20 protein-coding genes are annotated in these 24,229 nt (G+C 47.9%); 15 read left to right on the forward strand and 5 right to left on the reverse strand.

Annotated elements, in window-relative coordinates; genetic code table 11:
• Positions 1-6 precede the first annotated feature (6 nt).
• The 9 genes from prfB (at position 7) to argH (ending at position 10,765) form a co-directional block, all read left to right on the forward strand.
• Positions 7-1,120 (forward strand): peptide chain release factor 2 gene (prfB, locus tag AC58QM_RS30650; protein WP_497288551.1). Its coding sequence is split into 2 segments (ribosomal slippage): positions 7-78 and positions 80-1,120, totalling 1,113 coding nucleotides; the frame shifts between segments, so codons are not numbered across the junction.
• A 129-nt stretch (positions 1,121-1,249) separates the two neighbouring features.
• Positions 1,250-2,119 (forward strand): YitT family protein, encoded by an 870-nt coding sequence (locus tag AC58QM_RS30655; protein WP_310501033.1) that lies wholly within the window; start codon positions 1,250-1,252, stop codon positions 2,117-2,119.
• Positions 2,120-2,580: 461 nt separating this feature from the next.
• The gene (argC, locus tag AC58QM_RS30660) at positions 2,581-3,630 is read left to right on the forward strand and encodes an N-acetyl-gamma-glutamyl-phosphate reductase (RefSeq protein WP_497288552.1); all 1,050 of its coding nucleotides are present in this window, start codon (positions 2,581-2,583) and stop codon (positions 3,628-3,630) included.
• 31 nt (positions 3,631-3,661) lie between these two features.
• Positions 3,662-4,888 (forward strand): bifunctional glutamate N-acetyltransferase/amino-acid acetyltransferase ArgJ, encoded by a 1,227-nt coding sequence (gene argJ, locus AC58QM_RS30665; RefSeq protein ID WP_497288553.1) that lies wholly within the window; start codon positions 3,662-3,664, stop codon positions 4,886-4,888.
• 36 nt (positions 4,889-4,924) lie between these two features.
• Positions 4,925-5,695 (forward strand): acetylglutamate kinase, encoded by a 771-nt coding sequence (argB, locus tag AC58QM_RS30670; RefSeq protein ID WP_497288599.1) that lies wholly within the window; start codon positions 4,925-4,927, stop codon positions 5,693-5,695.
• Positions 5,696-5,750: 55 nt separating this feature from the next.
• Positions 5,751-6,947 carry an acetylornithine transaminase gene (gene argD, locus AC58QM_RS30675; protein ID WP_497288554.1) on the forward strand — a complete coding sequence of 399 codons (1,197 nt, stop codon included), beginning with the start codon at positions 5,751-5,753 and terminating at the stop codon, positions 6,945-6,947.
• A gap of 30 nt (positions 6,948-6,977) precedes the next feature.
• Positions 6,978-7,937 carry an ornithine carbamoyltransferase gene (gene argF / locus AC58QM_RS30680; RefSeq protein WP_497288555.1) on the forward strand — a complete coding sequence of 320 codons (960 nt, stop codon included), beginning with the start codon at positions 6,978-6,980 and terminating at the stop codon, positions 7,935-7,937.
• Positions 7,938-7,982: 45 nt separating this feature from the next.
• Complete coding sequence (locus AC58QM_RS30685) at positions 7,983-9,221, forward strand: argininosuccinate synthase (RefSeq protein WP_057312757.1); 1,239 nt, start codon at positions 7,983-7,985, stop codon at positions 9,219-9,221.
• A gap of 128 nt (positions 9,222-9,349) precedes the next feature.
• On the forward strand, positions 9,350-10,765 hold the full coding sequence (argH, locus tag AC58QM_RS30690) for an argininosuccinate lyase (protein WP_028556853.1): 1,416 nt from the start codon (positions 9,350-9,352) through the stop codon (positions 10,763-10,765).
• Between the two features lie 66 nt (positions 10,766-10,831).
• On the opposite strand, the gene AC58QM_RS30695 is transcribed toward argH, so the two are convergent.
• From AC58QM_RS30695 to AC58QM_RS30705, 3 genes are all read right to left on the reverse strand, one after another.
• Positions 10,832-11,719: a DUF4097 family beta strand repeat-containing protein gene (locus tag AC58QM_RS30695; protein WP_497288556.1), complete on the reverse strand. Its 888-nt coding sequence runs from the start codon at positions 11,717-11,719 to the stop codon at positions 10,832-10,834.
• 3 nt (positions 11,720-11,722) lie between these two features.
• Positions 11,723-12,526 (reverse strand): DUF1700 domain-containing protein, encoded by an 804-nt coding sequence (locus AC58QM_RS30700; RefSeq protein WP_497288557.1) that lies wholly within the window; start codon positions 12,524-12,526, stop codon positions 11,723-11,725.
• Positions 12,527-12,639: 113 nt separating this feature from the next.
• Positions 12,640-14,082: a VanW family protein gene (locus AC58QM_RS30705; protein WP_497288558.1), complete on the reverse strand. Its 1,443-nt coding sequence runs from the start codon at positions 14,080-14,082 to the stop codon at positions 12,640-12,642.
• A 217-nt stretch (positions 14,083-14,299) separates the two neighbouring features.
• Here AC58QM_RS30705 and ftsE point away from each other — a divergent pair, with 217 nt between their 5' ends.
• The 5 genes from ftsE (at position 14,300) to AC58QM_RS30730 (ending at position 20,209) form a co-directional block, all read left to right on the forward strand.
• Positions 14,300-14,986, forward strand: coding sequence for a cell division ATP-binding protein FtsE (ftsE, locus tag AC58QM_RS30710; RefSeq protein ID WP_310501025.1), 687 nt, complete (start codon positions 14,300-14,302; stop codon positions 14,984-14,986).
• On the forward strand, positions 14,976-15,893 hold the full coding sequence (gene ftsX / locus AC58QM_RS30715) for a permease-like cell division protein FtsX (RefSeq protein WP_497288559.1): 918 nt from the start codon (positions 14,976-14,978) through the stop codon (positions 15,891-15,893). Before ftsE ends, ftsX begins: the two co-directional genes overlap by 11 nt.
• 164 nt (positions 15,894-16,057) lie before the next feature.
• Entirely contained in the window at positions 16,058-17,251 is a 1,194-nt protein-coding gene (locus tag AC58QM_RS30720; RefSeq protein WP_497288560.1) for a murein hydrolase activator EnvC family protein, read from the forward strand.
• 91 nt (positions 17,252-17,342) lie between these two features.
• The gene (locus AC58QM_RS30725) at positions 17,343-18,806 is read left to right on the forward strand and encodes a S41 family peptidase (protein WP_497288561.1); all 1,464 of its coding nucleotides are present in this window, start codon (positions 17,343-17,345) and stop codon (positions 18,804-18,806) included.
• Positions 18,807-18,925: 119 nt separating this feature from the next.
• Entirely contained in the window at positions 18,926-20,209 is a 1,284-nt protein-coding gene (locus tag AC58QM_RS30730) for a serine protease (RefSeq protein ID WP_497288562.1), read from the forward strand.
• 149 nt (positions 20,210-20,358) lie between these two features.
• Here AC58QM_RS30730 and AC58QM_RS30735 read toward each other — a convergent pair whose 3' ends face one another.
• Both AC58QM_RS30735 and AC58QM_RS30740 read right to left on the reverse strand, forming a co-directional pair.
• Positions 20,359-21,180 carry a flagellar motor protein MotB gene (locus AC58QM_RS30735; RefSeq protein WP_497288563.1) on the reverse strand — a complete coding sequence of 274 codons (822 nt, stop codon included), beginning with the start codon at positions 21,178-21,180 and terminating at the stop codon, positions 20,359-20,361.
• Positions 21,164-21,955: a flagellar motor protein gene (locus AC58QM_RS30740; RefSeq protein ID WP_497288564.1), complete on the reverse strand. Its 792-nt coding sequence runs from the start codon at positions 21,953-21,955 to the stop codon at positions 21,164-21,166. The genes AC58QM_RS30735 and AC58QM_RS30740 overlap by 17 nt, the downstream gene beginning before the upstream one ends.
• A gap of 270 nt (positions 21,956-22,225) precedes the next feature.
• Here AC58QM_RS30740 and uvrB point away from each other — a divergent pair, with 270 nt between their 5' ends.
• Positions 22,226-24,223: an excinuclease ABC subunit UvrB gene (gene uvrB, locus AC58QM_RS30745; RefSeq protein ID WP_497288565.1), complete on the forward strand. Its 1,998-nt coding sequence runs from the start codon at positions 22,226-22,228 to the stop codon at positions 24,221-24,223.
• Positions 24,224-24,229: the final 6 nt, after the last annotated feature.

Genomic DNA, 24,229 nt, shown 5'->3' on the forward strand with positions numbered 1-24,229 from the left:
TACGACATGCTAGAACCAGAAGTGAAACAAGACTTAAGAGAAACAGCAAAGCGACTAACCGAATTACGGGGGTCTCTTTGACTTAGATCATAAGCTAGAAGCAATCGGTGATTTTGAGGAAAAAATGGGCGCGCCAGACTTCTGGGACGATAATGAACGTGCCCAGAAGACGATCGCTGAGCTCAACGTGATCAAGAGTGTCGTGGACGAGTTCCAAGGCTTCACAAACACGTTCGAGGACATTCAGGTTATGGTCGAACTCGAAGAAGAAGAGAGCGATGCTGCTCTTGTCAAAGACATCGAAACCGGCATCGCGGCGCTCGTTAAGAAGCTCGAGTCCTTCGAGCTTGGTTTGCTGCTCAATCAGCCATACGACCGGCTGAATGCGATCCTGGAGCTGCATCCAGGCGCCGGCGGCACCGAGTCGCAGGACTGGGCAGAGATGCTGCTGCGCATGTACCGCCGCTGGGCGGAGAAGCGGGGATACAAAGTCGAGGTTCTCGACTATTTGCCCGGCGACGAAGCCGGCGTGAAGAGTGTCACGCTGCAGATCACAGGCTTCAACGCCTACGGTTATTTGAAGGCAGAGAAGGGCGTGCATCGTCTCGTCCGCATCTCGCCGTTCGACGCCTCTGGCCGTCGTCACACCTCTTTTGCATCGTGTGACGTCATGCCAGAGATCGAAGACGACACCGACGTAGGCGAGATCCGCTCCGAGGATCTCAAGATCGATACGTACCGCGCAAGCGGCGCGGGCGGTCAGCACATTAACACCACGGACTCGGCTGTGCGGATTACGCACATTCCGACCGGCGTTGTGGTGAGCTGTCAGCAAGAGCGCTCGCAGATTAAGAACCGCGAGAAAGCGATGAAAATGCTTCGCTCCAAGCTCTATGAGCGGAAGATCGAAGAGCAATTGAAGCACCTAGCCGAGATTCGCGGCGAGCAGTCGGATATTGCGTGGGGCAGCCAGATTCGTTCGTATGTCTTCCACCCTTACAGCATGGTGAAGGATCACAGAACCGCAGCTGAGACAGGGAACATTGGAGCGGTCATGGACGGCGACCTTGATGCTTTTATCGATGCCTATCTGCGTCATCAAATTCGTAAGCCGGAGTAACACTTACACCCATTGTGCAGGTCATAAGATCTGATTTGAAGATCGTATGCATGCATCGAGTCATAAACGTTGATCCTACACCTGATGGGTGTAGGATTTTTCATGTAAACGAACGAAGGAGGACCATTCGTGTCCAGAAGAGAACCGCGCTTACAGATCGGAAGTCCGAGTCATACTGCTTTTGAATACATATTACTTATTGTCGGATCGCTGATTATGGCGGCGAGTTTTAATAGTTTTTTGAACCCCAACCAAATCGCAACAGGCGGGGTCTCGGGGATCTCCACCATTTTACAAGAAGTCACGAGCGTAAATCCTGCGTACACACAGTGGGCGCTGAATATTCCTATTTTGTTATTAGCATTGTGGTTGCTCGGCAAGAAATTCGGAATTAAAGCCATTGTAGGCTCGGTCATTTTCCCGTTCTGCGTACTCGTTACCAGTCATTTAGGCGTGCCGACGCATAATCCATTGCTTGCTGCTGTATATGGCGGTATTGGTGTAGGTTTGGGCTTGGGGATCGTCTTCAAAGGCCGCGGATCCACAGGTGGACTGGGTTTAGCTGCTCAAATGTTGCATAAATACTCCGGCTTAAGCTTAGGCTTTTCCGTTGCGATATTCGATGGTCTCGTTATCATCAGCTCTGCGCTAGTGTTTACCCCAGAGAATGCGCTGTACGGCATGATCGGCTTATTCGTCACCACCAAGACCATTGATATTGTGCAACTCGGCTTCAACTATGCCAAAGTGGCCTTTATCATTTCGGATCATACGGATGCTATTCGGAAGGCGATTTTGTATGATTTGGACCGTGGTCTAACGGAGTTGAGTGGATCGGGCGGATTTACAGGAGAGTCGCGAACGGTGATGATGGTCGTTGTGAAACAAAATGAAGTTAGTCGTCTGAAAACACTGGTTCAATCCGTGGATCCACAGGCTTTTGTGATTTTAAGTGAAACAAATGAAGTATTGGGTGAAGGTTTTAAGCGACACGCGTAAGAAATGGTGGATAAGCGAGAAGACTGTCAGGAGAATATTAGCCTGATGGTCTTTTTTGTGGATAACTTGTTGGCAAACTGTGTGCAATCATCCTAGTTATACACAATGCCTGTGCACAGATGTGCATAACTTGAGGCGTACTAACATTATTTGCCTTCTAACCGTAGAGTTTGGGATAATGGATAATGGCGAAGGAATGGGCCTTTGGCGGCTAGTTAAAAGAGATTCGACATTCTTTATGCACGACTTGCGTAATTTTGATGCATAATGTGCATATAAACTTATATAGTCAGACTATTCTGTCATTATAAAATTCGCAAATCAAAGTCTGCCAAAGCCTTGAAATTACTTGCTGGAGACCGATTTTTAGCAATCGCGGAACGCAAAAAAATTCATTGTATTATTATGTATACGAATGTATAATGATACATATATTTTCGGAACATCGGGAGGGCGTAGAGATGAGTCAGAGCATTAGAGCGGCTATTATTGGAGCAACAGGGTATGGTGGTGCGGAATTAATTCGTCTTTTGCAAGCACATCCATTTGTACATATTACATCCGTGATTTCAACATCGAATGCAGGAGCGCCTTTGGCGGAGCATTTTCCGCACTTGCAGGAAGTGATTGTGGATATCCTCGACGTCCTGGACGTTGATCTGATCGCAGGAAAAGCGGACGTTGTATTCTTAGCTACACCAGCTGGTGTGAGCGCAGGACTATCGCCGAAACTGATCGCAGCTGGCTTGAAGGTGATTGATATTTCAGGCGATTTGAGATTGAAGTCAGCTAGCGACTATGAAAAATGGTACAAAAAACCGGCCGCTTCTGAAGAAGCACTGGCTCGTTCGATTTATGGTCTATCCGAAGTGTTCGGAGACGAAGTGAAGGGCAGCGATTTGATCGCCAACCCAGGCTGTTATCCAACAGCGACATTGCTAGGTCTTATTCCTGCCGTTGAAGCGGGATGGATTGACCCATCGACAATTATCATTGATGCCAAGTCGGGTGTCTCTGGTGCAGGTCGCGGTGTTAGTCTAGGTGTGCACTATGCAGAAGTGAATGAGAATTTATCGGCTTACAAAATAAATAAACATCAGCACATCCCGGAAATCGAGCAAGCGCTAAGCCGCATTGCAGGTAAACCGGTTGTGACGACGTTCACGACACATCTCGTACCGATGACTCGTGGAATTATGGCGACGATGTATGCAACGCTAACGGGTGAGCATACAGCTGAGGAGTTCGTCGAGAAGTACCGTCAGTACTATGAAGGCCGGAAGTTCGTACGGATTCGCCCACTAGGGAAATATCCGTCAACGAAAGAAGTAACAGGCTCGAACTTCTGTGATATCGGCTTCGCTGTGGATGAGCGTACAGGGCGGGTAACGATTGTGTCGGTCATCGACAATGTCGTGAAGGGCGCTGCTGGTCAAGCGATTCAGAATTTAAATCTTATGCAAGGCTGGGACGAAACGACAGGGTTGTTGTTCGCACCGGTATATCCATAACTAGAAGATGAGGATAGGTGAGTAGACGACCATGTCGGAACAAGTTAGCTTCACTATCGTGCCAGAGGGCACTGTAACAACACCGAAAGGCTTTCGTGCAGGCGGTTTGCACTGCGGACTGAAGAAGACTGAGCGCTATGATCTTGGCGCGATCCTGTGTGATGTGCCAGCGTCAGCGGCAGGCGTGTACACGCTGAACGCGTTCCAAGCGGCTCCACTGCGCGTGACGCAAGAGAGCATCGCCCACAGCGGCAAGCTGCAGGCGATGATCGTGAACAGCGGTAACGCGAACGCGTGTACCGGCCAGCAAGGCGAAGACGATGCTCGCGCTATGCGCGCGGCAAGTGCGAAGGCACTTGGCGTGGAAGAGCACCACGTCGGCGTAACGAGCACAGGCGTGATCGGCGAGCTGCTGCCGATGGGCAAAGTGCTGAGCGGCATCGAGCAGCTGCCTGCGAAGTTAAAGCTGGACGGCGGCGATGACTTCTGCCAGTCGATCCTGACAACGGATCTCGTGCAGAAGATGACGTGCGTCCGTGTTGTTGTTGGCGGCAAAGAAGTTCACATTGCCGGAGCGGCTAAAGGTTCGGGGATGATTCACCCGAACATGGCGACAATGCTCGGTTTCATGACAACCGACGTCGCGATTGAGAGCGAATACCTGCAGCTGTTGCTGAGCAGGATTACAGATAATACGTTCAACATGATTACCGTTGACGGAGACACAAGCACCAACGACATGGTCGTGGTGATGGCAAGCGGGTTGGCCGGCGGCGACTCCCTGCATCCGGGTCACCCGGATTGGGAAGCTTTCGCGGCTGGGTTCCAATACGTTGGCGAATACCTCGCCAAAGCAATTGCGCGCGACGGCGAAGGTGCAACGAAGCTGATCGAGACGACGGTTATCGGTGCGGAGAGCGACGATGCGGCGCGTAAGATCGTCAAATCGATCATCGGATCGAGCCTTGTGAAGTCTGCTGTATACGGCGCTGATGCGAACTGGGGCCGGATTATTGCAGCTGTCGGGTACTCCGGGCAGCCGGTGAACGTGAACACGGTCGATATTCGTCTAGGCGATATCGCCGTGTTGGAACAATCGCGTCCGGTGAAGTTCGACGAGGAAGCGGCATTGGTTTATTTGAAAACAGACACAATTCAAATTCATGTGAATTTACATATGGGCGAAGGCAAAGCAACGGGCTGGGGCTGCGATTTGACCTATGATTATGTCCGCATTAATGCGGCATATCGGACGTAAGGAGGAAAAAGAGCAGTGAAAAACAATTGCTTTGTGATGAAATGTGGAGGTAGCACGCTTGCGGCGCTGCCTACCAGCTTTTTCGAAGATATGCGGCACCTTCAGGAAGAGGGCATCGTTACGGTTATCGTGCACGGTGGCGGTCCTGCGATATCGGAAACGTTAGGTAAACTGGGTATTGAGTCTGGCTTCGTGAACGGACTAAGGGTAACTTCTGAAGCAGTCCTCGACGTTGTAGAGATGGTGCTATCCGGCCAAATCAATAAAGAAATCGTACGCCGTATTCAATTAACAGGTGCCAAGGCACTTGGGTTGTCCGGTGTGGATGGACATTTGATCGAAGCGAAGCCCGTTGCTAACAGCCACGAAGTTGGCCTAGTAGGCGATGTAACAAGAGTGAATGCGGAGCTGATCCAAGGTATCGTGGGCATGGGCTACATTCCGGTTATCGCACCGGTTGGGTTAGGCGCAGATGGCGGCCAACGGTATAACATCAACGCCGATACGGCGGCTGGCGCTGTAGCTTCTCACCTTGGCGTGGAACAAATGGTTGTTGTGACCGATGTGCCCGGCATTATGAAGGTCGTGGATGGCGAGAAGCAAGTGCTTCCTGTCGTCAGCGTTGCGCAAATTGAAGAAATGATTACAAGTGGCGACATCTATGGCGGCATGATCCCTAAGGTTCGTGCAGCAATTGCTTGTATACAAGGGCAAGTACAAGAAGTGGTTATCGTGAACGGTTCGGAACCGAACGTGTTAAGTAAAGTGCTGAAAGGCGAAGGCATCGGCACGCGCATTGTACGTTAATTTTATAAGCTTACGAAGCTAGTTTTCTAACGAAAACTTTTAGGAGGGAATGGACATGACAGAACAAGGGAAAAGCTCGCTATTTCCAACGTACGCCAGATATCCAATTACGCTAGTGAAAGGTGAAGGCAGCCGTCTGTGGGATGACACAGGCAAGGAATACATCGATATGATGAGCGGGATTGCGGTTGCAGCACTCGGGCATGCACCACAAGTGGTAAAAGAGAAGTTGATTGAGCAGTTGGATCAGCTGTGGCATGTGGGCAATCTTTTTCATATTCCGAATCAGGAAAAGTTGGCTGGTTTATTAACGGACAACAGCTGTGCGGACGCGGTGTTTTTCTGTTCCACGGGGGCGGAAGCGAATGAGGCTGCGATCAAAATCGCCCGTCGTTACTCCCAAAAAGTGCTGAACAACGGGAAATACGAGATTATTACGTTCAACATGTCCTTCCATGGGCGTACAATTGCTACATTAACAGCTACAGGTCAGGACAAAGTAAAGGAAGGCTTTCTACCGCTTCCAGAAGGTTTTGTCTATGCCGATTATAACGATATCGAGTCTGTACGCAGCCTTGTGAATGACAAGACGTGTGCCGTGATGTTGGAGTTTGTGCAAGGGGAAGGCGGCGTATTGCCGGCTGATCCAGAGTTCGTGAAACAATTGGCTGCACTATGCAAAGAGCACAATCTGCTCCTGATCGCGGATGAAATCCAGACGGGCGTAGGACGTACAGGTAAGCTTTTTGCCTATGAGCATTATGGCGTTGAACCGGATATTTTCACATTGGCCAAAGGTCTTGGCGGTGGATTCCCGATCGGTGCGATGCTGGCGAAAGGGTACTTGGCGGAAGCGTTCAGCGCAGGCAGTCACGGTTCCACGTTCGGTGGCACACCAATTGCTACTGCAGCGGCTCATGCGACACTAAGCACGATCATCGACAATCAATTGACAGAACGTGCTGCCGAGCTGGGCGAGTACACAGTGAAGAAGCTAGAGAGTAAATTAGCAGGCAATCCACTAATCAAGAGTATTCGTGGTGTGGGTCTACTTATTGGCATTGAATGCACACAGCCAAGTGCCGAAATCATTAGCGAAATCCACAAGCAAGGCGTGTTGGTCATTCCAGCAGGACCTAACGTGATTCGTTTGGTACCGGCGTTAACAATACCGCAAGAAGATTTAGATCAAGCGTTAGATGTCGTGTGCGGTGTCCTCTCCCAGAAGGCATCCACCATCAGCAGCGTCTAACCGAAGTTCAATGTAGAGAGGTTGGATGACATGAATAGCACGGTCCAAGAGGAAATGGCTGCCCAATTGAAGGGCAAGGATTTTCTAGCTTTGGTTGATTATACACCGGAAGAAATCGAGTATTTGATCCACTATGCGATCGAGCTGAAGCGTAAGCAGAAGGCAAGAGAGCCTCATGCCGTACTAGCGGGTAAAACGTTGGGCATGATTTTTGAGAAATCCTCCACGCGTACGCGTGTTTCCTTTGAAGTAGGGATGTACCAACTTGGTGGTCAAGCGCTTTTCTTGAGCAAAAATGACCTGCAACTGGGTCGCGGAGAGACGGTATGGGATACCGCTCAAACGTTGTCCCGCTATTTGGACGGGATTATGATTCGTACCTACGAGCACCGCAAGGTGATCGATTTGGCGCGCGGAGCGACGGTGCCTGTTATTAACGGCTTAACAGACCATGCGCACCCATGCCAAGTTATGGCGGATTATCAGACGGTTTTGGAGAAAAAAGGCCGCTTAAAAGGCATCAAAGTCGCCTATATCGGCGATGGCAACAACATGGTTCACTCCCTCATGATGGGCGCTAGTAAGCTAGGAATGGATTTTGCTGTGGCTTCTCCAGAAGGCTATGAGTCCGATAAAGAAGTGATCCGTCAATCCAAAGAAAATGCGGCTGAAACAGGCGGAAGCCTGCTCGTTACCCGCGATCCACGCGAAGCGATTGAAAATGCTGACATCATCTACACCGATGTATGGGCGAGCATGGGTCAAGAAGCGGAGCAAAAAGAACGGGAAATCGCGTTCAAAAACTATCAAGTCAACGAAGCTTTGGTGAAATATGCGAAGCAGGATTACTTGTTCATGCACTGCTTGCCTGCCCACCGCGGGGAAGAAGTGAGCGAAGGCGTCATTGACGGCGCGCATTCCATTATTTTTGATCAAGCAGAGAACCGTCTTCATGCGCAAAAGGCCATTATGGCCGCGACAATGATATAAATTTCATCCTAATTAGTGAGAGTAGAAACGGAGCGAAGAGTAGACATGGCTAAGGAAAAAATCGTACTCGCCTATTCAGGCGGGTTGGATACATCAGTTATCCTCAAATGGTTAAAAGAAACGTACGACGCAGAAATCATTGCATTCACAGCGGATATTGGGCAAAAAGATGAGCTAGACGGTTTGGAAGAAAAAGCACTCGCAACTGGTGCATCCAAAATCTACATCGACGATCTTCGCGCTGAGTTCGCGAAAGATTTCATCAACCCGATGTTCCAAGCGGCTGCTCTGTATGAAGGGCAATACTTGCTCGGCACGAGCATCGCGCGTCCTTTGATCGCGAAGCGTATGGTTGAGATCGCTCGCGCAGAAGGCGCAACAGCAATTGCACACGGCGCTACGGGCAAAGGGAATGACCAAGTGCGTTTCGAGCTTACAGCAGCGGCGTTAGCGCCTGAGATTTCCGTGATCGCTCCTTGGCGTTTGGAAGAGTTCCGCGAGCAGTTCCCGGGCCGCGCAGAGATGATCGCTTACGCAGAGAAGCATAACATTCCAGTAACGGCATCTGCTGCGAAGCCTTATTCAACAGACCGCAACTTGTTGCACATCTCCTTCGAGAGTGGCATGTTGGAAGATCCATGGTTCGATCCATCAGCAACATCCAACAAAGATATGTTCGTGCTGAGTGTTGACCCTGAAGATGCACCAGACCAAGCGGAATACATCGAGCTTGAGTTCGCAGCTGGTGATTGCGTAGCGATCAATGGCACACAGCTTTCCCCACTTGAAGTGATGGAAACGTTGAACGAACTTGGCGGCAAACACGGTATTGGCCGTGTGGACATGGTTGAGAACCGTTTCGTTGGCATGAAGAGCCGCGGCGTGTACGAGACTCCGGGTGGTACGATTCTTTTCACCGCTCACCGTAAAATGGAATCCCTCACGATGGACCGCGACGTTATGCACCTTCGTGATTCCTTAATCTCGAAATATGCATCTCTTGTATATAATGGCTTCTGGTTTGCACCTGAGCGCTTGGCGATTCAAGCGCTTGTGTCCGAGAGCCAAAAGAACGTATCTGGTACAGTTCGTTTGAAATTGTACAAAGGTAACGTAATCGGCGCTGGCGTGAAAAGCCCAGTATCCCTTTACAACCCGGATATCGCGACAATGGAAGCTGATCCAACGAAGGCTTACGATCAAGGCGATGCAACAGGCTTTATCCGCTTGAATGCGCTGCGCTTGAAAGTGGGTTCCGGCGTGGAACAAAACGCGAAGAAGTAATTTCATTGCAATACATTCAATCTCAATAGCCTCAGCCGTGGGCTTTCCCTTTGTGGAAAGCCTTTGGGCTGTCCAAGGGCTTGTCCATAGGTGTTCAAAACTGCGTAATACGAGAGGGGTCATGCACGGTGTCTAAGCTTTGGGGTGGACGTTTCACGAAACAAACCGACCAATTGGTCGAAGAATATACAGCATCCATTACTTTCGACAAAGAGCTTGCCGAAGAAGATATCGAAGGCAGCTTGGCGCACGTGACGATGCTAGGCAAATGCGGGATTTTGCCTGCTGACGATGTGGAAAAAATCAAAGACGGCTTGCTGCAAGTTCAGGGTATGATTCGCCGCGGCGAGCTGGAGTATACAATTCAGAACGAAGATATTCACATGAATATCGAGAAGACTTTGATCGACCTGATCGGTCCTGTTGGCGGTAAGCTGCACACGGGCCGCAGCCGTAACGATCAAGTGGCGACAGACATGCATCTCTACCTGCGCAAGCGCGTGGTTGAGTTCGTGGGCTTGCTGATCAAGTTGCAAGAAGCCCTGCTTGAAAAAGCAAAGGCTAATCTGGATACGATTATCCCTGGTTATACGCATCTGCAGCGTGCGCAGCCAATCTTGTTCGCGCACCATCTGATGGCCTACGTCAGCATGTTCCAGCGTGACCTCGAGCGCTTGCAGGACAGCTACAAGCGCGTAGACATGCTCCCGCTCGGCGCGGGCGCGCTCGCGGGCACGACCTTCCCGATCGACCGCCATTTCGTGGCGGAGCAGCTCGGGTTCGGACGCGTGTACGAGAACTCCTTGGATGCGGTCAGCGACCGCGATTTCATCCTGGAGTTCCTCTCTAACGCGTCCATGATCATGATGCACCTTTCTCGCTTCAGCGAGGAAATGGTGCTCTGGTCTTCGACCGAGTTCGCGTTCATCGAACTCGATGATGCGTTCTGCACCGGCAGCTCGATCATGCCGCAGAAGAAGAACCCGGACGTAGCGGAGCTTGTCCGTGGCAAAACAGGCCGCGTCTACGGCAACTTGTTCGGTCTGATGACCGTACTCAAGTCGCTGCCGCTGGCATACAACAAAGACATGCAGGAAGACAAAGAAGGCATGTTTGATACAGTTCGTACCCTGCAAGGAGCGCTGCAATTGTTTGCACCGATGGTGTCCACGATGAAAGTGAACACGGAGCGCATGCGCCAAGCCGTGAACCAAGACTTCTCCAACGCTACGGATATTGCGGATTACCTAGTGAACAAAGGTCTTCCTTTCCGTCAAGCGCACGAAGTCATCGGTAAAACCGTCCTGTATTGCATCCAGAACAAAAAATACTTGCTCGATATGAGCATCGAGGAGTTCAAAACCTTCTCCGAGCTATTCGAGTCCGATATTTATGCCGTACTTCAACCAGAACAAGTAGTTAATGCGCGTAACGTGTTCGGCGGAACAGCGAGCAATCAAGTGAGCGAGGCGATTGGCCGCGCGGAGCAAGTGCTGGCAGAGTCGCAAGCGTGGTTGCATGACTTTTTAGAGAAAAGCAAATAGTCTTTTCCACAGAAAAAAGCTCTTCCCGACATCCCATGATGGATGCGCGAGAAGAGCTCTTTCTTTTTATCTACCTTTAACCTCAACATAGCCTGTGTCAGTACGAACCGTTACTTTTTTACTGCCATTGCCGATTGAGCCTTTCACATTGTTGCGACTTGATCGTTGCTCGCTCACACCTGGTACATCCAGATTGGCACTGCCTGTATCCGTAGTCAGTTCGAAGGAGGCATTCGTAGGTATAGGATTTAGCTGTAAGCGAACAGAACCCGTGTCTGACTCCATCGTAACGGTATCTCCAAGCTCGCGAAGGGAAGCGGTGATGCTGCCAGTATCAGTTTTGAGTTTCACGTTGCCCTGCCCATCATTGAGATGGATACTGCCTGTGTCTGTTTGAAGACTCAATGTTTTTCCTTCGTAGCGGTCAACCGTTATGCTCCCGGTATCTGCACTAGCAGTTAACTTCTCTGCTTTCACTTCCTTGAAATTGATGCTGCCTGTGTCTGTGCTAACGGTGATGGCTTTGTACAGCTTATCGGGTAGACTGACCTCTGTCCGTAGACGAAGGCGTTGACCGCCGAATAAACTTTTGAATTCGGCAATATCGAAGCCGAAGTTAATATGTGTTTTTTTATTTGTACACACATCCACCCGCCATGTATTAGTGCCTTCTGTCGTGGCCTCGACTGTACAATTCTGTGCGGTTTCCGATCGCGCAGCACCAACGAGATGAACGCTTATTTCATCGGAGTTGCTAGGAACGAAGGTTACGCCTGTTATATCATTTTCAATAATGAGGGTATCGATATTTGCTGAGGATATTTTCTTTTCGATATCTATGTTGGAAACGCCTGACTCTAAATCTAAGGACTGAAATGACACAGCTGCTCCAATCAAACCTATCGCTAGGCAGATAAAGCCAGTCACTAAGAAAAATTTCACTTTAGTTTGCATGGCTTAAACCCCCTTAATCAATTTGGCGTTGAATTGGATGTACTTCCAGCTAATTTTGAAGAACTGCTTAAGCAGCCAGGAGCTGAGAGTCGTAATAATAATCCCTAAGCCGAAGCAGGCAAGGAGTGAAAATGAGATGAATTGGAAGTCACTTCCCGATGTTCCCGCTAAGCTAGTGAGTACTCCGATGACTGGGGCGACCAGTAGGGCGAAGCCTGATACAAAGAAAGCGATCAACGCACAGCATACCCCAAGCCAAGGACCTACTACGAACACGAGATTAAAGAAGCCGAGCATAATTGAAATGATAATCGCTTTAATCCCTGTTTCCGGCCTAGCCGTTGCATAAGGGGGCGGGTAAGGGGTGCTGCTGTACATAGGCGGATAATTCGACTGTGGTGTCTGTGTTTGTGTATAAGCAGAGGCAGGCGGCTCCCATGCTTCAGGAGCTTGTACAGGACGTTTGGGTTCGATGAAAGGATCGGGTTGTTTGACATGCGATCTCTCTCTATCTTGATGATTTTCCTCGCTGTGTTCAGGTGTTTCCTCTGTTATCAACTCTTCAGCCTCGAAGGCAGGCGTTGGGCGCTTAGGAGTTTCTTCTTTTACAGGAGAGGTCTCTTTTTGAGCATCCCAGTTTGGAACCCGCGGGTAGCCAAGAGACTGTGAAACCTCGTCTTCGTGCTTACCATTTTCGACGGCTTTTTGAAATAATTCTTCGTACACTTTAAGTATATTTTGGCGCTCCTTCTCAGGAAGTCCGCGCAGGCGATAGTTCAATTCTTTGAAATAATCTATTTTGCTCATCGTTATGCCTCCTTCAATCCTCTTTCGATAGTCTTATCATAAAAGAAAAAAGTCATGATGACGTAGTAACTACAGTCACATGACCTTCATGATTTCATCACATTTATTCGTTATCATTGTACAGCAAGCGTACTTACGCCATCTTCCACCATTGGTTGCTTTGGCGCAGGGTCCTCTGTTTGAAGACCTTTACGGTTGGCTGCGATGACAGTAGGCACAGGTGAATACTGATCCTTGGAGATTAACTCTCTGCTCACGACAGTTCCATTTTCTCGTTTCGTCCGATAGGTTTCTACCTTGTATCCAACTTTTCCTGTGCTGATTGGACGTTCTAAGCCAGGGCTCAAGCTTGGATTGTTCACATATTTAATCGGGGGTTGAATTGTTTCTACGATTTTGGAATCGATGTCGTAGGTGACAGCTGGCGTTTGGTGACCAAAAAGCTTCACAGTCACAGCCGAATCAGTCGTTATCGTACGAATCCAAACATAGCTATTGGTATTATTACGGAATTTAAAATTGATATAACCACTTGCGAATGTCGCATCCTGCCCAAGCGGAACGTAGCTGACGGGGAGAGAGTGATTGCGTCGTTCGACGATTTCAAGACCGCTGCGCAAAACAGCATTATAAAGCGTAGTAGATACTTGGCAAATGCCGCCGCCGATGCCAGGCACAAGACTGCCATTGAGAATAACAGGCGCTTCCTTGTAGCCGAATTTCGTTTCTGTCTGTTGAATGATTTTACTGTAATCAAAAGTATCACCTGGAGCCATTAAGTAATCCTGAATGGAAGTGGCAGTAACTCGTATGTTGTGGACCCGTCCTTCACCGGATGAAGGGAACGAGGTCGTGAATTCAGATATTTTGCCATCGATGCCTTGCTGCTTCAAGGTTGCCATTGTGACGGTCGGACTCAGCTCGTACACAGGTAAAGTGAGACCAAGTGGTGCAGTATGCGTGAGTGTACCAAGACTAGGGGCGATGATTTGCAGCTGCTCCTGCAGATGCGCGGTATCAACTCGGAGTACATTTCGCTCGGGTTCGTAGACGACTTGATCGCGAGATTGAAGGAGTCGCTTGGCGGCAACAGGCTGCTTCGCATATAGTTCTTTCCACGTTCCTTTGACAGTGGCCGTAAGTTGTGCGGGATCTACAGAGACAGCCAATGGAATATTCGCGTTTCGCAGGGTCCAGCGCGCTTTGATTCGCTCGAAAAGAGATCCGCCCAATAATTGCTGTAGGGATTGTGTGAGGAGGCTCTTGTCATATCGGATGCCTAGTTGTCCAAGAGAAAGCTCTTTGGCGGGAATCTCAGGATAGGATGAATGGAGGAGAACCGGGAAAGCGGACAATCGCTTCAGACGCTGCTCGGATTCAGACTGAAAGGTCTCATAAGACATACCGCCTACGCGCCAACCAGCAATCGTGACGTTCGCAGGTAAGGTAGTTTGAGAACCGTATAGGTAGAGTGCAGTGCTGCACGTAATGAATAATCCAAGAGCGACCGAGAAATAGAGGATGGGGTTTCTGAATGATCGTAATGAGCGTGTCATGAAGAGCCACTCCTTTACATACGAATGTGATACGGCCTGTCTCTCTATATGTATCGATCTCGCTGCCAATTTAGTACAGAATCCTGATTCGGCTAAAATATGTACAATACATGGTATACTGACGGTATTCCCCATGAATTTCCGAGAGGATTTAGAAGGATTTTCAGCTTTTGTGTCGAATGGATATAGGCTATCTATATAATTAGGATGTGATATTGTGATCGAAATGCAGGACGTATGGAAAACATACGCCAACGGGACTCATGCATTAAGAGGCATTAATGTAAAAGTGGACCGCAATGAGTTTGTCTATGTGGTTGGACCTTCAGGCGCAGGTAAATCTACTTTCATGAAGTTGATGTATAGAGAAGAAAGACCAACGAAAGGTCAAATTTTCGTGAATGGTTTTAACTTAGAAAAACTCAAACAACGCAAAATTCCCTATGTTCGTCGAAATATCGGCGTCATTTTCCAAGATTATCGCTTACTTCCGAAATTATCGATATTTGAAAATATAGCTTTCGCCATGGAAGTTATTGAGGCACCTAAGAAGCAAATCAAGAAACGCACCATGGAAGTTCTTGAGCTCGTTAAGCTGAAGGACAAAGCAAACTCCCTCCCATCACAGTTATCCGGTGGTGAACAACAGCGTGTCGCCATTGCCCGGGCAATAATAAACAGTCCTTCCGTCATTATCGCCGATGAACCGACAGGAAATTTGGACCCTGAAACATCATGGGGGATTATGAAATTGATGGAGGAAATTAATTTCCGAGGTACGACCATCGTCATGGCTACGCATAACAAAGAAATCGTAAATACGATGCGTAAGCGCGTAATAGCAATTGAGAATGGCCTTATTGCTCGCGATCAACTACGGGGGGAATATGGCTATGAAGATTAGTACTGTTTCTCGACATCTCCGAGAAGGTACGAAAAATGTCGTGCGAAATGGTTGGATGACGTTCGCGTCGATCAGCTCCATTGCGATTTCCTTATTTATTCTTGGTATTTTCGTACTGATCACCTTAAATGTGAACGATGTAGCTACACAAATTGAGCAACAGGTTGAGATCAACGTATACCTGGAGGTTAACACGCCTCAGGATCAAATCACAGCGCTTCAAACGCAAATCCAAGCGATTTCGGAAGTGAAAACGATTAAATTCGTTTCGAAGGAAGAAGGACTTGTCTATTTGCGCGAAAAGTTAGGTGATAGTGGGAAGGCACTCTTAGATGGTTTCGAGGGGGATAACAATCCGCTGAACGACGCGTTCACGATTGAAGTGGATGATCCGCGAAATGTGGCGAGTGTAGCTGACCAGATCTCAGCACTTAACGTTGGTAAGGATCCTAAGCCTATTTACAAGGTGAATTACGGTAAAGGAACCGTTGAGGCACTGTTTAAAGTGACGAAGATTGCCCGTTGGATTGGTATTGGTATCGTTGTATTGCTGTCCTTTACAGCGGTATTCCTGATTGCGAATACGATCAAAATTACGATTTTAGCCAGAAAACGCGAGATTTCGATTATGAAGCTCGTGGGTGCGACGAATTCTTTTATTCGTTGGCCATTTTTCATTGAGGGCGCCTTGCTTGGATTCATTGGTTCGGCAGTTCCAACTGCGATAATTCTCGCAGGTTATTGGAAATTGCTGAATTTGAGCTCATTGAATTTGAATTTATTGATGATTAAATTAACACCATTTGAAAATATTGCACCAACCCTGACTGTACTTCTAATTGGTCTGGGCATCGTGATCGGGGTATGGGGTTCCCTCATTTCCGTCCGCAAATTCCTTCGCGTATAAGGAAACCTTGAATGAAACTGGGGTAGAGCGTTCCTCTGCCTCCTTTTTCATCTTTTCTTTCGGTTTTCTCATTTTCAAAGATTCATAGATTCCTAGACTCAGAACGTAAGAGATTCAAACCATACAGGGGGCATTACACGCTTGAAAATGGGGAGGTTACGTGCTTGAAGAAGAAGATTCTACCTGTCGTGTTGACATTGGGAATGGCGATATCGCTTGCCATCCCGCATGCCGCTAGCTATGCCGCTTCTGCAACGGATAAGATTGACCAACAGTTGTCGCAGCTCAAGAAGCAGAAGGCAGAAGCTCAGCAGAAGGCTAACAACGCCGAAAGTCAAATTACAAAAGTGCAATCAGAGAAGGCTCAGACGACGAAGGATATGAATGCTCTCGTTTCACAAGTTAACGAAGCTAGTAAGAAGTTGACGCAATTGAATGAACAAATCGATCAAGTGTCAGAGGCGCTGGAAACAAGTGCTAAGCAATTGGATGAAGCCGAGGCGCGTGTAGAAAGCCGCGACAATATGCTGAAATCCCGTGTTCGCTTGATGTATATGAACGGCTTCGTTTCCTATATGGACGTGGTGTTGAGTGCAACGAGTTTTTCTGATTTTTTGAATCGGGTCGAAGCTTTGAAATCTATTGTTAATCAAGATAAAGAAATACTAGAGTCCAATATGAAAGATAAAGAAACCGTTATGCATAAAAAGGCAGACACCGAGAAGCAACTTGAGAATGTGAAGGGGCTTTATGCGGAGGCCGATGCGCTGAGAGATGATCTGCAAGCGAAGGAGAAGGCGAAGGAAGTGAAGATTGCTTCCCTATCCAAGCAAGAGAGAGAGCTCGAGGAGATTTCGGAAGAAAGCGATAAAATGATTACGCAGTTGGCGAAGCAAGAGGCTGATTTGCAAGCGAAGAAGCGGGCAGCGCAGAATGCGAAATCACCGTTTACTTATGCGGGTGGCAAGCTTGGCTATCCCTTGACTGTACAAGCACCAATGACCTCTGATTTCATAGCGCGGATTAATCCCGTTACAGGGCGGGCAGAGAATCATAAAGGTATTGATTTAGGCACGGCCAAAGGTACGCCAATCCTTGCTGCGGAGAATGGATCTGTTATTTATGCTTCGTGGATGAACGGTTATGGGAACTGTGTCATCGTGGATCACGGGAATGGTCTGTGGACGTTATATGGTCATATCATGAACGATGGAATTTATGTGAAGGTAGGCGACGTCGTGAAGCGCGGCCAGAAAATTGCTGGCGTGGGCTCCACAGGACAGTCTACGGGCAATCATTTACATTTTGAAGTTAGGAAAAATGAAGTGCCTGTCGATCCTAAACCGTACCTGCGCTAAGAGGTTTTTTCATAAAAGTGGAAGGGCTTGTCATATACTAGTAACAGGCCAGTCCAAAAAAGGGTTTTAGGAAAAAAGGTGGTGAACCGGTTTGCAATTTAAAGGTCGTACGGTCATTGTATTTGTTCTGTTAGCAATGTTTGCAAGCAGTATTGTTACGTTAACCATTGTAGATCCATCCTTCACTTGGGGGCGGGAGGAGAAAACAACAGGAAGTGCAGCCACCTCCATATCGGCTTCGTCCGGTCTCTCGAGCAAGGATTTAAGCAAAATCGCAACAACGTTTCAGCTTATTGAAAGTAAGTATTTGAAACAACCTGATCATGATCAACTGGTTAATGGTGCGATTAATGGGATGTTGGAATCATTGGAGGATCCTTTTTCCGTTTATATGGATCAGAAGGAAGCGAAACAGTTCGATGAGAGCATCACGTCCTCTTTCCAAGGCATCGGGGCAGAGGTATCGCTTGAGGATGGCAAATTCGTCATCGTATCACCGATCAAGGGCTCACCTGCAGAAAAGGCAGGCATTCAATCCAAAGACGTCGTCCTTTCTGTTAACGGAGATAAATTGGACGGGCTTACCTTGAATCAAGCGGTTATGAAAATCCGCGGACCGAAGGGTACGCAAGCTAAGTTGGATTTACTTCGTCAAGGTACAGGAGATCCGGTTCAAGTCATCGTGGTTCGCGACAATATTGATGTTGAAACGGTCTATGGCGAAATGATGCAAGATCAGATTGGTAAAATAGAGATTCGTCAGTTCTCCTCGAACACGGCTGTTCGTTTTGCAGAAGAATTGAAGAACCTTGAGGCTAAAGGGATGAAGGGCCTTGTCATCGATGTTCGTAACGATCCAGGCGGTCTATTGAACGTCGTTGTTGATATCGTGAATCCCTTCGTGAAGAGCGGAGCATCTATCCTCCAAGTGGAGAACAGGGACGGCAAGCGAGAGCCTACACCTTCCACAGGTAAAGGGAAGAATTATCCGGTTACGGTGTTAATCAATAAAGGAAGCGCCAGTGCATCGGAGATTTTAGCAGGTGCGTTCCAGGAAGCGGTAGGCAGTAAAATTGTTGGTGAAACGTCCTACGGTAAAGGAACGGTTCAAGTCACGTTCGAGAAGGAAATGGGCGATGGCAGCAACATTAAGATGACCGTCTACAAATGGCTAACGCCAAATGGTAACTGGATTCACAAAAAAGGCATTACACCAGATATTCCGATTGAACAGCCAGCTTACTTCAAAGCAGCACCGCTGACGAAGAAAGATGTGCTGAAACAAGACAACAACAGCGATGATGTGAAGAATTTGCAGCTGATGCTTGCTGGAATTGGTTTCAATCCGGAGCGGACAGATGGCTATTTCAGCGAAAAGACAGTGCTTGCAGTCAAAGCATTCCAACGGACGAATGGCTTGCCGGTAACGGGTGAAGTTGATGCGGACACAGCGGGCAAAATCGAAAAAGCGATTTTAGAGCAAATTCGCGATCCGAAGAATGACTCGCAATTGAAAGCAGCTGTCTTCCAAATCCAGAAGCAGCTTGGGAAATAAGGACCGTTAGTTAATGGAAATTGTTCGGAGCGGCAGGAAATAAGCATTATCAGTCGAAATAGTGTAGGAAGGTTGCTTAGGCGGCCTTCCTATTTCTTTATCAAGGAGCCTAGATTCGTATGGATGTGTGGTTTCAATTATTGGACAGAATGCTGCTGGCTATGGGGCAGTTGTTTACGAATCCTTTCTATTATATAGGTGTTTTTTTTATTGTTCTGCATTACAGAAAGCAAATTCAATTAGAGCGAAAACTGTTTCACACACGTCTTCACTCGTTATTAAGCGAAACATGGCGCGTGGTGCTTTGGGGTTGGTTAGGCGGACTAGGAGCCTCGGTACTGCTTCTTTTCGTAGGTGTGAACCTGCAATTGGATGTTGTCATCGTGCTTTGGATTATCACTGTTGTGCTACTGATATTCCGGATTCGCTTCTTGTGTTTAGCTTATGCAGTAGGGATACTAGGGATTGCTCAAGTCATCTTCTCTTGGTTCCCTAATACTGAGCAGTTACGCGAGACGTATACGCTTCTCAATACGATAGCCAGTGCGGATATCCCGTCCTTGCTGGTCATAGTAGGTGTGCTGCATCTCTTGGAAGGCGTGCTGGTTGGTTTCCAGGGTGCGCGTATGGCGACTCCGTTGTTCCTTGAAGGGAAGCGCGGGCAAATGATTGGCGGGCAGCAGCTGCAAGGCTTCTGGCCAGTTCCTCTTTTTCTCCTCGTGCCAATGGCGGGCGGGAGCGAGCTGAGCTTCCCTTGGCAAACGTTGTTTGCCTCTAATCTGAGCGCAGGTTGGACGATGCTCGCATTCCCTGCGATGATCGGCTTCACGGAGTTGACCATCTCCAAGCTGCCGCAGCGACAAGCGCGCTCTAGTGCTAACCTGCTGTACCTGTATGGGCTCATCCTGCTTGGGGCAGCAGTTGCTACGCACTATTGGACGCCGTTGGTGCTGTTAGGCGCGATCCTTAGTATTGCTCTTCATGAAGGGTTATTGCTCTATAATCAGTGGTTAGAAACGAAGCAGACGCCTTTCTACATCCACTCCGAGCGAGGGCTTATGGTGCTATCGGTTGTACCGAACAGTCCTGCTCAGGAATTAGGGATCAGTGTCGGTGAGATCATTCACAAGGTCAATGGATACAAAATCAAGACGAAGACAGATTTGCATGCAGCCATGGGCCTCAATTCTGCCTTCTGCCGATTGGAAGTCTTGAACGATCAAGGGGAAGTTCGCTTTCTGAAGCGCGGTATTTTCGCAGGTGATCATCACCAGCTGGGTATTCTTCTGGCGCCGGATCAGGATGTGCTGTACTTCTTGGAGCAGCGTCCAATGCATCTGTTCAGCTATCTGCGGTATAAATTAACGGGACTATTGCCGAATAAATCGACGAAGTCCATGTAAGAAGAGTTGTCCTCCGAGTAGAGTCATCTACCGTGAGGGCGGCTCTTTTTTTGTGAAAAATGGGGCCTAGCTGCAAGAGTGTATATAATAAAGCCCTATCTCCACTTTGCAGTGAAAATAGGGCTTGTATGTCTCCACGTAACGAGGTCTTAATGTGTTGGCGTAGTTGGAGCGATATCGTTTCGTAACACGATGATTTCTACGCGGCGATTTTTGCTGCGATTCGCATCCGAAGAGTTAGCTACTTGCGGCATTGTATCCGCATAGGCAGTGGCAATAAATTTGTTGTCGTCTAGATTCGCCGTGTCGCTGAAATAGCGAAGCACAGAGAGGGAGCGGGCAAACGATAGCCCCCAATTATCTCGGTAAGGAGAACCTGGAGCAAGAGGTAAATCATCCGTATGACCTTCAATGCTGACCTTGCTCTTCAAGGTCGGGAACAACGAAGCCAACTTTTGCAGAATTGGGAATGATGGCGCTTTTAGATCGGCTTTTCCCAAATCAAATAGGAATAAGTCATTGAGTGTAATGGCCACACCGCGTTCCGTGTCGCTCGCGGATACTTGCGCTTCTAAATTTTGATCCTTAATGTACGCCTGAATTTGCTTCAGAAGATCTTGCAGTTCTTTCTCACGCTTTTCTTTCTCACTGTCCTCAGTCTTCGTCTTGTCATGCTCTTCTTTCTCGTCATTCTGATTCCGATTTGTTAAATCCTTATCTTTACTATCCGCATCACCTTGTTTAGGAGTCATTTGACCGTTGATGCCATGGTTTTTATCTAAGACGGAATCAGCTTTTTGAAATTGGAGGTTTAAGGCTTGCGCCAAAACGGCATACTTTTGAACATCCACTTTACTCATCGCATACATAATAATGAAAAATACGAGCAGAAGCGTAATTAAGTCAGCATAAGTAATGAGCCATCTTTCATGATTAACATGCTCTTCGTGCCTCTTACCGCGCCTCGCCATTCAGGTCATCCTCCTCTACGGCTTTTTTCGATTTATCATGGAGGAAGGAGTTCAGTTTTTTCTTAATCAATTGCGGGTTTTCACCAGCTTGCAGGGCAAGAATACCCTCGAGCATCAATTCCATCTCATTGACCATTTCTTTGCCGCGGACTTTAATTTTGTTAGCAATTGGCAAGTAAACTAAGTTGGCGCTCATAACACCATAGAGAGTAGCTGTAAATGCAACGGCAATGGCAGGGCCAAGGGATGAAGGTTCTTCTAGATTACCGAGAACGTGGATGAGTCCCATAACCGTACCGATAATCCCCATTGTAGGCGCATAGCCGCCGCCAGCTTCGAATACTTTCGACATATTATTAACTTGATGTTCTATGGCGTCCATTTCGAGCTCAAGAATTTGCCTAGTCAGTTCGGGGTCTGTTCCGTCTACGACCATGAGCAATCCGTCTTTGAGGAACGGGTTCTCGTGCTCCTGAGCACGTTGCTCTAGGGCTAGTACACCTTCTCTGCGTGCGACCGAGGCCATATCAACAATTTCATTAATGGTTGCTGCTGGATCTCTTTTGACTTGCATAAAGGCAATGCCGAGTGCTTTGGGGATTTTGGCTAAAATAGAGCCAGGGAAGCTGACGGCAACTGCACCAAAGGTTCCGCCGAAAACGATTAGCATCGCGCTGGGGATGATTAATGAGTTAATATGACCGCCATCCCACATATACCCGCCGATTAACCCTACAAGACCTAATAATAAACCTAAAACTGTTGTCAAATCCATGACTGTACCACTCCTAATTAGCATAAAAAGAATAGGTTCCAAAACACGCGAAAGCCGCCTTGTGAAAGGCTAAAACAGATAAAGCAGTTTGCATCCATGATGTAAAAATAGTATAATGAGAAAACGAGAACAAACATTCTTATGTTGGATAGTTATTGCAATCCTTCATATATGTACGAGAAAGTTCCATAGACTTCTATATCGGAATGTCGAATGGGAAAGTTTATAGGATAAAAGTTCGATTTATTTCGACAATGAGGGTGATAATGGATGAGCGAACTCGTCATGAGCTCTAAGAAATTTGAGCTTGTATCAGATTTTCTTCCGCAAGGAGACCAACCTCAAGCTATTGAGGAGATCGTCCAGAGCATACAAGCAGGCAACAAGCATCAGACGCTGCTCGGTGCAACGGGAACAGGGAAAACATTCACAGCTGCACAAGTAATAGCGAAACTTAACCGACCAACGTTGATTATTGCTCACAATAAAACCTTAGCCGCACAGTTGTGCAGCGAGTTTAAAGAGTTTTTTCCTCATAATGCCGTATCCTACTTCGTCAGTTACTATGACTACTACCAGCCCGAAGCCTACATTGCCTCCTCCGACACTTACATCGAGAAAGATTCCAGCATCAATGAAGAGATCGATAAGCTTCGTCACTCAGCGACAAGCTCCTTATTCGAACGTCGCGACGTTATCGTCGTTGCCAGCGTGTCGTGTATTTATGGCTTAGGGTCACCCATCGAATATGGCAATTTATTGCTCTCTTTACGTGTTGGGATGGAGAAGTCGCGTACTGAAATTTTGCACCGGCTTGTAGACATTCAATATCAACGCAATGATCTGAACTTTGTTCGCGGTACGTTCCGTGTGCGTGGAGATGTTGTTGAGATTTTCCCGGCCTCACACAGTGAACATGCGGTACGAGTAGAGTTATTTGGCGATGAGATTGAGCGGATTACGGAGATTAATGTTCTTACTGGTGAAATTATCGGCCAGCGCGATCATATTGCCATTTTCCCAGCGTCTCACTTCGTGACGCACGAGGACACGATGAAACGTGCGCTTGTGAACATTGCCCGCGAGTTGGAAGAGCGTCTTGCTGAGCTGAGAGACCAAGGGAAGCTGTTGGAAGCACAGCGTTTGGAGCAGCGTACGCGCTACGATATGGAAATGATGGAAGAAATGGGTTTCTGCTCAGGGATTGAGAATTACTCAGGACCGCTGACATTCCGTGAACGAGGGGCAACACCGTATACGTTGATGGATTATTTCCCAGACGACATGCTGTTCATGGTGGATGAATCCCATGTGACATTGCCGCAAATTCGCGCAATGTTTAATGGGGATAAAGCACGGAAAGATGTATTAGTTGATCACGGCTTCAGGCTGCCTTCCGCTTTGGATAATCGTCCGCTGCGCTTCGAGGAATTCGAAGAGAAAGTTAGTCAGATTTTATATATTTCAGCAACGCCAGGACCTTATGAGTTAGAACATTGCCCTACCATGATTCAACAAATTATTCGGCCAACAGGGTTGTTGGATCCGATTATTGAGGTTCGACCAACCAAAGGTCAAATCGATGATCTCATCGCGGAAATTCAAGACCGGGTTCGCAAAGACGAGCGCGTACTTGTAACCACCTTAACGAAGAAGATGTCGGAGGATTTGACGGATTACTTTAAGGAAATCGGCATTAAAGTGCGTTATTTGCACTCGGATATTAAGACTTTTGAGCGGATGCAGATTCTTCGTGACTTGCGCTTGGGGACTTTCCATGTATTGATCGGGATTAACCTTCTGAGAGAGGGTCTTGATTTACCAGAGGTTTCATTAGTCGCTATTCTAGATGCAGATAAGGAAGGTTTCCTGCGTTCTGAGCGTTCGTTGATTCAAACAATTGGTCGAGCGGCGCGGAACTCGGATGGCCGAGTGATCATGTACGGGGATAAGATCACCGATTCCATGGAGAAGGCGATCTCGGAGACCAATCGTCGTCGAGCCCTGCAAGAAGCTAACAATGAGCGATTGGGTATTACGCCGCAGACGATTGCGAAGAAAATCCGCGATGTCATTGAAGCGACGAAAGTCGCTGAACAGAAGTCAGACTATCTGGCCGATGTGAAGGGTGCTAAGATGTCGAAGAAAGATCGCGCATCCCTTATTGAGCGCTTAGAAGTTGAGATGAAAGAAGCGGCGAAGAACCTGCAGTTCGAACGTGCGGCACAGCTGCGTGACGCGATTATGGAAATGAAAGCTGATGCCTAGTAGAGG

It is taken from the genome of Paenibacillus sp. J22P165 (genome assembly GCF_059692015.1).